The sequence below is a fragment of the Acetobacter cibinongensis genome, assembly GCF_000963925.1.
Classification (GTDB): Bacteria; Pseudomonadota; Alphaproteobacteria; order Acetobacterales; family Acetobacteraceae; genus Acetobacter; species Acetobacter cibinongensis.
The window spans coordinates 87,806-101,080 of sequence record NZ_BAMV01000003.1 but is presented as its reverse complement, the minus strand read 5'-3'; the positions used below and the strand labels follow the sequence as shown (position 1 = coordinate 101,080).

The following is a 13,275-nucleotide window of genomic DNA, read 5'->3' as shown; positions in this document are numbered from 1 at the left end:
TCGGCCTCATAACAACTTTGTTATAACACAGTATCAAATCATTTCCATCTCATTGACCTGATGTAATATTTGGCTTTCTCTCATGCTCTCTGGCATCAAACTGGCCCACGCCTTATATGTGAGTGCACCTTTCCACGTTCATACCGGAGCCATACCCTCATGTCCGATCCCACATCCCCCGCGCAGTCGGACGGTCTTGTTCCCGTTACCGTGCTCACCGGCTTTCTGGGCGCAGGCAAAACCACCCTGCTCAACCATATTCTGACCGCCGAGCATGGCCGCAAATATGCGGTTGTTATTAACGAGTATGGTGAGCTGGGCGTTGATAACGACCTAGTGGTTGATGCCGATGAAGAAGTGTTCGAAATGAACAATGGCTGCATCTGCTGCACCGTGCGGGGTGACCTCATCCGCATTCTGGGTGGGTTGATGAAGCGCCGTGGCAAGTTTGACGGCATTATTATTGAAACCACCGGGCTGGCAGACCCCGCCCCCGTAGCGCAGACCTTCTTTGCGGATGAAGAAGTACGCGCCAAAACCCGGCTGGACGCTGTTGTAACGGTGGTGGATGCCCTGAACATCCAACAGACCCTGAAAGAAAGCCCGGAAGCTCACCAGCAGATTGCATTTGCGGATGTCATGATCCTGAACAAGACGGATCTGGTAGATGATGCCAAACTGGCAGAAGTGGAAGCCGCCCTGCGCGCCATCAACGCCTTTGCGCCCATCCACCGTGCCCGCAAAGGCAATGTGAAGCTGACTGATGTGATGGATCAGGGCGGGTTTGATCTCCAGCGCGTGCTGGAAAACATGCCCAACTTCCTTGAAAACCCGGACCACCAGCACGAAGAAGACATCAACAGTGTTTCCCTTGTTGTGAAAACCCCGCTGGATGCCGGGCGCTTCCAAATGTGGATTAGCGCACTGTTGCAGGAAAAAGGGGCGGACATGCTGCGCACCAAAGGGATCCTGAATTTTGAAGGTGAGCCGGAACGCTTTGCATTTCAGGCCGTGCATATGATGGCGGATGGCAACGCAATTGGGCCTTGGAAAGACGGTGAGGCCCGTGAGTCCCGCCTTGTGTTTATTGGCCGTAACCTGAACCGCCCTCAACTCCGCCGTGGGTTTGAAAGCTGTGCCGTAGCATGACCGAAAACCAGACCATGCGTGGCCTTATTGAAAAACGCGGTGCTTTTCGTGTGGTGGAAGGGCACATCACCGGTTGTGCTGCATCCCGCGATAACCAGCGCTTTGCCTTCACTACTGCGGAAGGCGATGTCATTATCGCCCACCGGGGAGACCTGACCGATACCGCAAGCTGGCGCACTTACGCCGTGCACGACGGCGCAACCCTGTGCATTACGCCAGATACAGACCCACAGGGCTTTTTAACCGGTGGCGATGATGGTCGCCTGTGCCGCGTGGATATGCACGGAGAAATTGAGGAACTGGGCAAAAGCCGCCGCTGGGTTGAGCATGTTACAACCTATGTGGATGCCAAAACCGCTCTCATTGCCTCTGCCGCAGGCAAGCAGGTGGAACTGCGCGATGCCACAGGCCGGACACTCCTGAAAACCTTTGAGCACCCAACCTCCGTCTCCGGCATTGCGTTTGACAACAAAGGCAAGCGGTTGGGGGCCTCTCATTATAATGGGGCCTCGCTGTGGTACACGCAGTCCAAAAGTGACAACCCGCGCCTGTTGGAATGGAAAGGCAGCCATATTGGCATTGCCATGCACCCGCAGGGTGAAGCCCTGATAACCGCCATGCAGGATAATGACCTGCACGGCTGGCGACTTTCAGACGGGCATAATATCCGCATGAGTGGCTACCCTACCAAAGTGCGCTCCATGTCGTTCTCATCCAATGGCAAGTGGCTGGCCACCAGCGGGGCGGATGTTGTGGTCATGTGGCCGTTCTTTGGTGGCGGCCCCATGGGCAAACCACCGCAGGAACTGGCCGGGGCTGGCGGGGCGCTGTGCACACAGGTTGCCTTCCACCCCACGCAGGAAGTTGTAGCTGCCGGATTTGCCGATGGCACAGTGCTGATGATTGAACCTGCGACGCAACGAGTGCTACCAGTAGTGCTGGACGGTAGCGGCTCCATAAGTGCTCTGGCCTATAGCGCAGATGGCTGCACGCTTGGGTTTGGTACGGAAGAAGGGCTGATCGGTCTGGTAGACCTCGCCTCAGCCTGACACAGGTCTGCCAGACCTGTAGCGTCTGGCAGACAACTTTTGCGTGACCTCAACAAGCAGTGCATTGCGTATATCCGCTTTCCGCCGGATGAGGGGGAAAGCACGGAAGGACAGTATCGGTATGAGTAATCCGTTTCGGTTGGTTATTGTGGGGGGCGGCATTGCCGGTCTTGCTCTGGCAACACGGCTTGGCAAAAGCCTTGGCCGGTCAGGCAAGCTGGACATTACGCTGGTAGACAAGGGTTTTTCCCATGTCTGGAAACCCATGCTCCATTGCTTTGCCGCTGGCACAGCCCGAAACGAGAACGACCGTATTACCTTCATCTCCCACGCGGCAGGGCACAATTTCCGCTTCTGCTATGGTGAGATTTCCGGGCTGGACCGCGCCAACCGCCGCATCACGCTTGCTCCACTTGTGGAGAAAGATGATGACAATGTGGTGCTGGAAGAACGCTACCTGGACTATGATGGCATTGTGTTTGCCATAGGCTCCCGCGCCAATGACTTTGGTACGCCGGGTGTGCTGGAGCACTGCATCTTTCTGGATAACGTTGTGGAGGCCAATAACTTCAACGAGCGCTTCCGCCATGCCCTGCTTCAGGCTTATGGCCGTGGGACACCGGTCGATATTGCCATTGTGGGTGGCGGGGCGACCGGTGTGCAGCTTGCGGCTGAACTGCACAAGGCGCTGGAAATTGGCTCCCTTTACAACTTTACCCCCAAAACGCCGGATATGCGCGTAACCCTGCTGGAAGCCGGCCCACGTATCTTACCCTCCTTCCCCGAAGATGTATCCGCCGCCGCTCACAAACAGCTTGAGGCGCTGAATATTTCCGTACGCACCGGCGCTATGGTCAGCGGTGTGGATGAAAGCGGGTTTCTGCTCAAGGACGGATCCCGTGTGGATGCGCAGTTCCGGGTCTGGGCGGCAGGGGTCAAGGCTCCGGATGTTACCCGCGCACTGGACGGGCTGGAATGCACACGCGGCGGCCAGTTTGTGGTCAAACCCAGTTTGCAGACCACGGTGGATGACCGTATTTTCGCTATGGGTGACTGCTCGTCCATTCAGAATGATCCTCTGCCCCCCACGGCACAGGTTGCCCGGCAGGAAGCCCACCATCTGGCCAAACATCTGCCAGCCTGGATTTTGAACCAGAAGCCTGTCCCGGCTTTCACGTTCAACAACAAGGGGGCCATTGTGGCTCTGGGTAGCTATAATGGCTGGGGTACGTTCCCTGACGGCAAGACCTTTGGTGGCGGTGCATTGCATGGCCTGAGCGCCCGTCTGGGCCACACGGCGCTGTATCGCCAGCACCAGATTGAACTTTACGGCCTGCGCCGTGGCCTGATTGCGTGCCTGAGTGACTGGCTGGATGGTTTTGTGCGTCCTTCCGTGCGGATGGACTAACACCAGCAAAAAGGCTGCACACACTTGACTAGTGTGGCAGCCTTTTTATCTGTTCCGAAACAGAGAGAAAGGGCCGAAGGTTTTTACACATCCGGCCTTTTACGCAGGGGCGTTTAAGCCTCGGCTTTTTCCAGAAAGCTTTCGATCAGTTTATTGACCTCGGTTGCTTTTTCCATTTGCGGCAGGTGCCCTACATCCGGGTAGAGGTGTGTTGCCACATGGTCTGGCAAGCTGGATGCTGCCTCTACTGACAGAATGGCATCTTCCTGCCCCCAGAAAACCTGTACTGGCACCTTGGCATTTTCCAGAACCGGCAATAAGGCATCTTTTTGCTTATCCTGCTCAAAACAGGCTGCTGTAATGGTGCGCAAGGCATCCCGTGCGCCATCCAACCGGCGGGCACGCATAACGGCATCTACCATCTTGCGGCCAATCAGGGCCTTGTTATGCACCAGTTTTTCAAGCTCGGTCTGCATGGCGCGGTTACGGTCCGCTTCTGCAAAACCTGACAGGAAGTCTGCATTAACAGTCTTCCCCACACCTGCCGGAGCAATCAGGGTCAGGGAGGCCACTTTCTCTGGCTGGTCACGCAGCAGGGACAGGGCAACGCCGCCACCCAACGAATGGCCGACAATATGCGCCTTGGGAATATCAAGCGTTTTCAAAAGCTCTGCAACGCTTGCTGCCAGTGCGGTGAGAGAGCCATCCTGCACGCTTTTGCTGGACGCCCCATGGCCCGGCAGGTCAAAGCTGATCACCCGGCGGTGTGCCGCCAAAGGCTCCTGCGTAAGCTGCCAGTTGCTCAGGTCACCGCCAAAACCATGTATCAGCAGCACAGGCAAGCCCGTGCCGGACCCGCTTTCCTGCACATTCAGGCTATAATCCCCAACCTGCACGGTCTGCGGTCCGCTGGCACGGGCAGAAGCCTCATCAGCACCCTCCTGCGGTGCCTGTTCAGCCTGAAACTGCGTAATGAAGGCCTCAATATCCGCATCGGACACGTCTGCATCCGCCAGCACGCCAATCAGGGCACCTACGGGTAGGGTTTCACCCGCCTGCCCAATCTGCTTACGCAGCGTACCGGCAGCAGGGCTTTCATACCCGCTGGTGATTTTGCTGGTTTCAATATCCGCCAGTTCATCACCCTGCTTTACGGCTTGGCCAACCTGCACCGTCCAGGACGCCAGCTTACCCTCTGTCATGGCAAGGCCGAATTTGGGCATGGTCAGGGCTATGGGAGTTTTGCTCATGGTTCAGGCAACCTCACGCGTGGTCTGCGACATAACGGATTTTACAGCAGCTTCAATTTTCTCTGCGCTGGGCATGTAGAGTTTTTCCAGCGGTGTGGAAAAAGGTACCGGCGTATGCGGCGGCACAACACGCTTGATGGGAGCTTTCAATGTATGGAAAGCCTGTTCCGCCACCAGAGCGGAAATATCACACGCCATGTTGCAGCGTGGGCTGGACTCATCCACCACAATAAGACGGCCAGTTTCCGCCACACAGTCCAGAATGGTCTGTTCATCCAGCGGGGAGGTCGTGCGGGGGTCAATAACCGTGCAGGTAATGCCCTGTTTTTCAAGGCGGTCTGCGGCCTCGTTGGCCATACCTACCATGCGGCCAATAGCCACAATGGTTACGTCATCGCCCTCACGGGTAATGTTCGCCTCACCAAACGGGATGGTGTAGGATTCATCAGGAACATCTTCCTCTTCATCATACATCACTTTGTTTTCAAGGAAGATCACCGGGTCATCATCCCGGATGGCTTCTATGAGCAGGCCTTTGGCCTCATAGGGGGAAGAGGGAATAACCACTTTCAAACCGGGTATGTGGGTGAAGAGTGGGTAGAGAGACTGGCTGTGCTGGGCTGCGGCATTAAACCCTGCGCCGTACATGGCCCGAATAACCATGGGTGTGCGCGCCTTGCCACCAAACATATACCGGAACTTGGCCGCCTGATTAAGCACCTGATCCAGACAGGAGCCGATAAAATCTACAAACATCAGTTCCGCTACCGGGCGCAGGCCTGTTGCCGCCGCACCGGCGGCTGCCCCAATATAAGCTGCCTCAGAAATAGGGGTATCCAGAACGCGCTCAGGCCCAAACTCCGTATAAAGCCCTTTGGTGACGCCCAGCACACCGCCCCAGGCATCTTCCACGCCTGAGGTACCGCCCTGCCCGCCTGCAATATCTTCGCCCATAAGGACAACTGTTGGGTCACGCCGCATTTCCTGACGGAGTGCTTCATTAATTGCCTGACGAAAACTCTTTTTACTCATTGTCTTTTTTCGTCCCTTTTTAAAACGCCTAGCGCTGATGACATCCTGTTACGCGGTGCATCAGGCGGCGCTGTGCCGTGGTCATGGCGTATGGTCAGTAGGTAACGTAAACATCCGCCATCAGGGCGCTGTCTTCCGGCCACGGGGCGGCCTTGGCAGCCTGCACGGCGCTTTCAACTTCATCTTCTACTGCGGTATCAATATCATCCAGCGCAGAGGCATCCAGCAGCCCGGCACCAGTCACTTTTTCGCGAAAAATCTTGAGGCAATCACGGTTTTCTTTTTCCCGCGCCACTTCCCCTGCGGCGCGGTAGGTCATGGCATCGCCTTCAAAATGGCCATACCACCGGGCTAAATGAACATGCAGCATAACCGGGCCACGGCCTGAGCGGGCGTGCTCTATGGCTTCACGCGCTGTTTCATACACCTCAAAAAAATCCGTGCCGTCACATTCCAGATACGTCATGCCAAACCCGGCTGCACGGTCCTTCTGCGTACCAGCACAGGCGTAAGAGGAGCCTGTAGCCTCACCATATCCGTTATCTTCCACCACGAACACGGCAGGCAGTTTCCACACACTGGCAAGGTTCAGGCTTTCCAGCGTAAAGCCTTCATTGGACGCACCATCCCCGTAAAAAGCGATGGCAACGCCGTTATCTTTCAATGTTTTGTGGGAGAGAGCCGCCCCGCAGATCAGCGGCGGGCCGCCGCCCACAATACCATTGGCCCCCAGCATACCCTTGGAGAGGTCTGCAATATGCATGGAGCCACCCTTGCCGCGGCATACACCGGTCTGGCGGCCATAAATTTCCGCCATCATGCCATGCACTTCCACACCTTTGGCAATGCAATGGCCGTGCCCGCGATGTGTGCTGGCAATTGTATCCGTATCAGTCAAATGCGCGCACACGCCCACGGCTGAGGCTTCCTCACCGCAATACAAATGGACGAAGCCCGGAATTTCGCCAGTTGCGAATTCAACATGCAGGCGCTCTTCAAACACGCGGATCGTGCGCATGGCGCGGTATGACTGAAGCAAGATGTCTCTGGCTATCTGCACGGAAAATTCCTTTATTTCTTTTCATGTTCTGAGGAACGTGCCGAGTGTTACAACATGCATGACATCTGTCAGTTCAATTTATGTGATACACGTATATGTGAATTTCTTAAATTATGTCAGAACCGTGAAACAGCGTCCTAAAACTCGCACAAAACAGCGAAATTTTCCGCTATAGGCTGAGAAACATACCGCCTGCCATTTCCCAAAAAAGGCCTTCATTGTCAGAGCTGTGACGTGTCGGGCTATGGCCGTCCCTTCACCGGCCCGGTATCAGGGGGTGGTTTGAGACAAGCAGTTGTGATGCACAGATGGCACCACACACAGTTGGAGGATAAAGCACATGACACATCGCGTTGCCCTGATTACAGGCGGAAGCCGCGGCATTGGTGCTGCTGTTGCAGAAGCACTGGCTGCTGATGGGTTTGATATTGCCATCTCCTACGCCCGCAGCGCCACCCGCGCTGAAGAACTGGCCGAAAAAATCCGCAAAACTGGCCGTAAAGTGCTGACCATTCAGGCAGACGGCGCAACGGTTGATGGCAACCGCAAGGTTGTGGCGGAAACCGTGCAGCATTTCGGACGGCTGGACACGCTGGTCTGTAACGCCGGGGCCTACCCCTACACCACCATTGCCGATGCCAGCATTGAGCAGATTGAGCAGACCCTCAACCTGAACCTACGCGGCGTGATGGTAGAAACCCATGAAGCCGCGCAGCATATGACCAAAGGCGGCCGCATTATTCTTATGGGGTCTGCTTTTGCGGGCCGTGCCCCGTTTGCCGGGCTTTCCCTCTACTCCGCCACAAAGGCTGGCCTGCGTGGCTTTGCACAGGGTGCGGCACGCGACCTTGGGCCACAGGGCATTACCATCAATGTGGTAGAACCCGGCCCCATCAATACGGAAATGAATCCGTCCGACACGGAAGGCGCTCGCGTACTGGCCGGATTTGTCGCAACCGGAGCTTATGGCACCGTGAACGACATTGCCCGCACGGTCTCTTTCCTTGCAAGCCCGGATGCAGGCTACATTACGGGTGCCGCCGTGCCTGTTGATGGCGGTATGCTGGCCTGACCACACTGACCTTACCCGGCAGAGCAAGCCGGATAAGGTAAGGTCTGGAGCGCCCAAAACGCCCGTGCTGAGGCAGCCTCAGCCGGGCGTTTTTCCTTACTCCTTAGGGGCGTTTTCTGCTTCCAGTTTTTTCTCTGCTTTGTATCGCTCGTAATATTCATCAGCCATTTTACGCAGTTCTGCACCAATACTGGCATATTGATACTCGTTCAGGTTAGCCAGAGAGGCACGCGCAGACGGTTTGCGTACCGCAAAACCCATGCCCGGCAACAACACGACCCCGGTTTCCTCCGCAATACGGAACAGGATGGTCTCGTGGTCCACATGAGTCATGACCCAGCGGGCAAAGCGCCTGCCGTAAAGCTCCGTGGCCAATTTGGTCATGTCTATCAATGTATAATAATGGGTGCTCCCCTCATCATCCGGGGCATTAATGCCAAGGTTGCGGTAAAGCGCACTTTCGCGGCGGTGCAGCAGGTTTTTCAGCGCCGTTTTATAAGCATTCCGACCATCCATCAGGGCAAAAAGTGAAAACAGTACCATCTGCACTTGTTGGGGCGTGGAAAGCCCGGCCGTGTGGTTAAGGGCAACGGTACGGCTATCCGCCACAAGCCGGTCAATAAACTTCAGGCCCCGCACATCGGGTGTGAGAGAGGCATAACGGGCATCCAGCGCCAGTTTGTCTTCTTCCGGCAGGTTGGCCAAAGCGTAGTCCAGCACGTTCTGCGCGTGGGTGGCAATAACCCCCAGACGCCACCCCGTTGCCCCAAAATATTTGGAAAAAGAGTAAACCAAAATAGTATTGTACGGGCAAATACTATAAAGAGAGCGGAAATTATCCGTAAATGTTCCGTACACATCATCGGTTACAATAATGAGATCCGGTCTTTTTTTGACAATTTCTGCAATGCGGGCCAGCCCGGCATCGTTTATTTTAACAGATGGCGGGTTGCTGGGGTTCACAATCAGAAAAATCTTCACAGCCGGGTCAAGCAGCTTGTCCAGCTCTTCATCCGGATATTGCCAGCCGCTCTCTGGCGTGGCGTTAATGGCCACTTCCTGCAACTGGTAGTCCCGCAGTTCCGGTATTTCTACATACGGCGTAAAAACCGGCATACCAATGGCCGCTTTGTCGCCCGGTTTTATCAGCCCGTTCTCCCGCAGGGAGGCAAAGATATAGCTGATGGCAGCCGTCCCGCCCTCCAGCGCAAACAGGTCTGTGCTCGCGGCAGGCATGGTGCTGCCTGCCATTTCCTGAATCAGGTACTGCCGGACCACTTTTTCAGCATATTTGAGCATACGCGGCGGCTTGGGGTAGTCACACCCCAGAATACCAGCCGTCATTTCGAGCAAAAACCCTTCTGCCGACAGGCCAAGCTGGTCCCGCACGAAGGATAATGCCCGACGCAGGAAGGCCACGCCCGGCTGGTCCTTGTTGGCTGCCACGAAGGATGTAAAGCGGGCTTCTATGCCATCCTGCCGGGGCAAACCACCCACACCTTCCGCCATGTAGGAAAAAGAAAGCTCGGACTCGGCTGTGGCAAACATGCCAAGCTGGAAAAAACCATGCCGGGGCGTTGTGGCCAGAAAATTGGGGTTGCCCCGCCCCGCATCCAGCATGGCACGCTGGGCCTTGCCGGACGCAAGTGAAATCAGTTGATCCTTCAGTTCAAAGGGGCTGAGTTTGCGGAACTTTTCATAGTCGGCAGGCGTCATGATCTCGCTTCTTCCTGTGCTCGCACGAAGGGTTGGGAGCATAGTGGCATTTTCATGCGGCAAAGCTAGTCGCAAAGTGCAGGGCAGGCAGAATGTATGGTTTGCCTTCACATTGCATGCAAAATAAGAAGCTCTTCTTGTGTTCAGGCCAAAAATGGAGTGAAACACACAAACAGGCCCTCTTCAGACCCTGCTGGTAGCCGGGAGAGTGGTCCTTTTCCCCTCAACACTTTTTTATGAACGGCCCCTGCCCCTTGTCCCGAGACCGCACGTCATGACCAGTGCAAAGCGGAATACCAGCTTTCTTGATATGCTTAACCCCTGCCTGCAGGGTAAAAAGCGCCGCTGCGGCCGCCCCACCCCGGAAGATACGGAGCAGCTTGACCAGTATTTGCTGGAGGTCGCGGCGGGCCTGTTTGTGCAGCACGGGTATGCTGGCACATCTGTGGACCAGATTGCGCGCAAGGCGTCTGCCAGCAAGCAAACACTGTATCGCCGCTATGCGTCTAAGGAAGACCTGTTCAAGGCGGTTATTACCAATCTGACCGCCTCGGTCCTGCATTCCATCAAGGATACGCCGCTTAAGAATCCGTTGGCGGAACTCAAGCATGTCATGCAGTTGCTGCTGGACCTGAGCCTACAACCCATGGCGCTGGGCACGTACCGCATTCTTATTTCAGACGGGTACCGTTACCCAACCCTTGCGGAATACGCCAAGCAAAATATTGGTGGACCGATTGATGCCAGTATTCTACGCCTGCTCAAGGCGGCAGAGGCAGCGGGGCAAATCAACCCCGGTAATGCGGATGACACAACAGTGGACCTGCTCAGCGGGCTGATCACTGGCGCTGCGCTGGAAAGCGCCCTGTTTGGTCTAGCCCCCTTTACTACACAGGCAGAGCGCAAGGACTTTTTTGACCGGGGATGGACGCTTTTCGTCAGGGCTGTTGGCGGAGAGTCTCCTCCGCCAAAAACCAGAGCTACTCCGGCTACTGCCTGAGAGCCTGCTCCATAAGGGCAACATTCCGCAGGTTCGCTTTAAACGCTGCGTCAAAAATATTACCGGCCACCGGTACGGTATCAACCAGTGTTTCAACGGCAATATTGCCCACCATACGCACAAGAACTGCGGTGGGCAGGCTCATCCGCCATGCCTCGAACACGATATAGAGCGAGACCAGCCCCATAATCAGGCTGCCCCCTACCGGGAGCAGACCAATAACCGCGTCTGCCCCGAACCGAAAACGGGTACCCGGCAAGCGCACGGCTGCATCCAGCAACCATGCAAGCCGCTGAACACGGCGCAGACGCTGGGCTGTTTGAGTATGGGAGGACGCAAAGCCGTTACCGGCAAAAGCATGAGCATGTGTCATGCCAGAGATGTGGGGTGGCCGAAGCCACCCTGCAAGAGAGGTCTTAAGCCTCTTCCGGCTCACGCGGGACAAAATCCAGCGCAAGGCCGTTCATGCAGTAGCGTTCGCCTGTAGGCGGCGGACCATCGGGGAAAACATGCCCCAAATGCCCGTGACAATGGGCGCATGTGACCTCCGTGCGGACCATGCCGTGGCTGCTATCCTGCCGACTGCTGACCGCACCGGTAAGAGGGGCATAGAAGGATGGCCACCCGCTCCCGCTTTCATATTTTGTCTCGGACGAAAACAAATCCGCCCCGCACCCGGCGCACTGATATATGCCGTCCCGCTTTTCAGCATTCAGCGGGCTGGAACCGGGATATTCCGTACCACGCTCCCGCAGGATATGCTCCTGCTCCGGGGTAAGAGGGCGCGCCCCACAACGGGCGGTAGAGCAACTTTCTGCCATGGTCTGTCTCCTTGATGGCTGGTGCAGTGTTACTGATAACGGAAGGCTTGCGCGTTTTTTCAACCACCCAAGGCACTTTTGATATGTGTAGGGCAAGCATACTGACAGCCCCGCATGCCGCTTTCAGCTCTACTTTTGGCTGGAGCCTGACGCCGCTAAACGCACCTTCCGCCGCACGGGTTGCAGGCTTCCTCCTTTATTTTATCACGCTGTTGTCAGCCTTCAGAAAAACGTGACAGGGTGCGGGCATGAGCACACAGAGCCCCTCCGCCCCCCCTGTCCTTGTCCTTTTCCGGGATGATTTTCGCCTTACCGATAATCCGGCGCTGCACATGGCCTGCACCACAGGGCAGCCGGTTGTGTGTGTTTATGTGCAAGACCCCGCCACCCGCCGCGAGGGAGCCATTGGCTGGTGGCTGGACCAGTCCCGCCGTGCTTTGGCAGAAGCCCTGACCGCACAGGGCGGCGAGTTGTTGACCGTGGAAGGCAACACGCCAGACATTATACCGGAACTTGTCACGCTCTTTAAGGCCGACACTGTGCTGTGGAACCGGCGATATGACCCTGTTGGCAAAGAGCAGGATACCGCGCTGAAAACCACGCTAGGGCTTAGGCAGATTACCACGCATTCGCTTTCCGGCCGCCTGCTGCATGAACCCTGGGCGGTGCAAACAGGCAGCGGCCAGCCGTACAAGGTGTTTACAGCCTGGTGGCGTGCCGCACGTGAACTGGGTGCGCCCGGCCGGTGTGTGCCCGCCCCATCCTCCCTCACCTTTGCCGCGTGGCCTGCCGCGGTTAAGGCGCTGGCCACCAAAGCCGCTGCCATACCGGCACCCACACTGCCCGAAGGGGCGGCTGACGCCGCGATGGACTGGCCCTGTACGGAAGCGGATGCACAGGATTTTCTGAAAGACTTTGTAGACGATAACGTAGCCCGCTACAGCACGGAGCGCGACCGACCGGACAAAGACACAACATCCCGCCTCTCTCCCTATCTGCGCGCTGGGCTGATCTCTGCGCGGCAGGTGTGGCACAGCGTAGAAGCCGCTATTGAGAAAAACGGTGCTATTTCAGAAAACGCATGGACTTTTCTGTCAGAACTCGGGTGGCGGGATTTTGCTTACATGCAGCTTTTCTACCAACCCACTTTGCCAACAGAAAACCTGCGGTCCGAATTTAATGACATGCCCTGGCATGATGATGCTGCCCTGCTAAAAGCCTGGCAGCACGGCCAGACCGGCTACCCGCTGGTTGATGCAGGTATGCGCCAGCTTTACCAGACGGGCTGGATGCATAACCGGGTCCGCATGGTTGTGGCATCCTTCCTGACCAAGCACCTGCTGACAGACTGGCGTAAGGGGGAAGCCTGGTTTCATCAACGCCTTGTGGATGCAGACCCCGCACAAAACGCCATGAACTGGCAGTGGTGTGCTGGCACCGGCATCGATGCCTCACCGTGGTTTCGTATTTTCAACCCGATTGGGCAGTCTGAAAAATTTGACCCCTCGGGTGCCTATATCCGTACATGGGTGCCTGAACTGCGCCACCTGCCGGATAAACTGATTCACACACCGTGGAAGGCGGATGCCGCTCTGTGCCGCCAGATTGGCCTGCACCTTGGCACGACCTACCCGCACCCGATTGTGGAGTTAAAGGCGGCCCGCACCATTGCGCTTGAAAGTTACAAGAATCTGCCAGCACGCCAGAAAGACGAGTGA

12 protein-coding genes are annotated in these 13,275 nt (G+C 56.4%); 6 read left to right on the top strand and 6 right to left on the bottom strand.

Annotation, left to right across the window (positions count from 1 at the left end; genetic code table 11):
* Positions 1 to 159: 159 nt before the first annotated feature.
* The 3 genes from Abci_RS01705 to Abci_RS01695 all read left to right on the top strand — a co-directional run bounded on the left by Abci_RS01705 (position 160) and on the right by Abci_RS01695 (position 3,606).
* Positions 160 to 1,149 carry a CobW family GTP-binding protein gene (locus Abci_RS01705; protein WP_048837420.1) on the top strand — a complete coding sequence of 330 codons (990 nt, stop codon included), beginning with the start codon at positions 160 to 162 and terminating at the stop codon, positions 1,147 to 1,149.
* On the top strand, positions 1,146 to 2,198 hold the full coding sequence (locus Abci_RS01700) for a WD40 repeat domain-containing protein (protein ID WP_048837419.1): 1,053 nt from the start codon (positions 1,146 to 1,148) through the stop codon (positions 2,196 to 2,198). Before Abci_RS01705 ends, Abci_RS01700 begins: the two co-directional genes overlap by 4 nt.
* Before the next feature lie 121 nt (positions 2,199 to 2,319).
* Positions 2,320 to 3,606 carry an NAD(P)/FAD-dependent oxidoreductase gene (locus Abci_RS01695; RefSeq protein WP_048837418.1) on the top strand — a complete coding sequence of 429 codons (1,287 nt, stop codon included), beginning with the start codon at positions 2,320 to 2,322 and terminating at the stop codon, positions 3,604 to 3,606.
* Positions 3,607 to 3,719: 113 nt separating this feature from the next.
* Here the strand turns inward: Abci_RS01695 and Abci_RS01690 are convergent, their stop codons facing one another.
* From Abci_RS01690 to Abci_RS01680, 3 genes are all read right to left on the bottom strand, one after another.
* Positions 3,720 to 4,856, bottom strand: coding sequence for an acetoin dehydrogenase dihydrolipoyllysine-residue acetyltransferase subunit (locus Abci_RS01690; RefSeq protein ID WP_048837417.1), 1,137 nt, complete (start codon positions 4,854 to 4,856; stop codon positions 3,720 to 3,722).
* Positions 4,857 to 4,859: 3 nt separating this feature from the next.
* Positions 4,860 to 5,888 (bottom strand): alpha-ketoacid dehydrogenase subunit beta, encoded by a 1,029-nt coding sequence (locus Abci_RS01685; RefSeq protein ID WP_048837416.1) that lies wholly within the window; start codon positions 5,886 to 5,888, stop codon positions 4,860 to 4,862.
* A 94-nt stretch (positions 5,889 to 5,982) separates the two neighbouring features.
* Positions 5,983 to 6,906 (bottom strand): thiamine pyrophosphate-dependent dehydrogenase E1 component subunit alpha, encoded by a 924-nt coding sequence (locus Abci_RS01680; RefSeq protein WP_244877559.1) that lies wholly within the window; start codon positions 6,904 to 6,906, stop codon positions 5,983 to 5,985.
* Between the two features lie 382 nt (positions 6,907 to 7,288).
* Here Abci_RS01680 and Abci_RS01675 point away from each other — a divergent pair, with 382 nt between their 5' ends.
* Positions 7,289 to 8,020: an SDR family NAD(P)-dependent oxidoreductase gene (locus Abci_RS01675; RefSeq protein WP_048837414.1), complete on the top strand. Its 732-nt coding sequence runs from the start codon at positions 7,289 to 7,291 to the stop codon at positions 8,018 to 8,020.
* A 96-nt stretch (positions 8,021 to 8,116) separates the two neighbouring features.
* Here Abci_RS01675 and Abci_RS01670 read toward each other — a convergent pair whose 3' ends face one another.
* Positions 8,117 to 9,736 carry a bifunctional aspartate transaminase/aspartate 4-decarboxylase gene (locus tag Abci_RS01670; RefSeq protein ID WP_048837413.1) on the bottom strand — a complete coding sequence of 540 codons (1,620 nt, stop codon included), beginning with the start codon at positions 9,734 to 9,736 and terminating at the stop codon, positions 8,117 to 8,119.
* A 274-nt stretch (positions 9,737 to 10,010) separates the two neighbouring features.
* Between Abci_RS01670 and Abci_RS01665 the strand changes: the two genes are divergently transcribed.
* Entirely contained in the window at positions 10,011 to 10,736 is a 726-nt protein-coding gene (locus tag Abci_RS01665; protein ID WP_048837412.1) for a TetR/AcrR family transcriptional regulator, read from the top strand.
* On the opposite strand, the gene Abci_RS01660 is transcribed toward Abci_RS01665, so the two are convergent.
* Positions 10,726 to 11,109 carry a DUF4112 domain-containing protein gene (locus Abci_RS01660; RefSeq protein ID WP_048837411.1) on the bottom strand — a complete coding sequence of 128 codons (384 nt, stop codon included), beginning with the start codon at positions 11,107 to 11,109 and terminating at the stop codon, positions 10,726 to 10,728. The genes Abci_RS01665 and Abci_RS01660 overlap by 11 nt on opposite strands.
* Positions 11,110 to 11,152: 43 nt before the next feature.
* Positions 11,153 to 11,557, bottom strand: a complete 405-nt coding sequence (msrB, locus tag Abci_RS01655) for a peptide-methionine (R)-S-oxide reductase MsrB (protein ID WP_048837410.1) — start codon at positions 11,555 to 11,557, stop codon at positions 11,153 to 11,155.
* 248 nt (positions 11,558 to 11,805) lie between these two features.
* On the opposite strand from msrB, the gene Abci_RS01650 reads away from it, so the two are divergent.
* Positions 11,806 to 13,275, top strand: a complete 1,470-nt coding sequence (locus Abci_RS01650; RefSeq protein WP_048837408.1) for a cryptochrome/photolyase family protein — start codon at positions 11,806 to 11,808, stop codon at positions 13,273 to 13,275.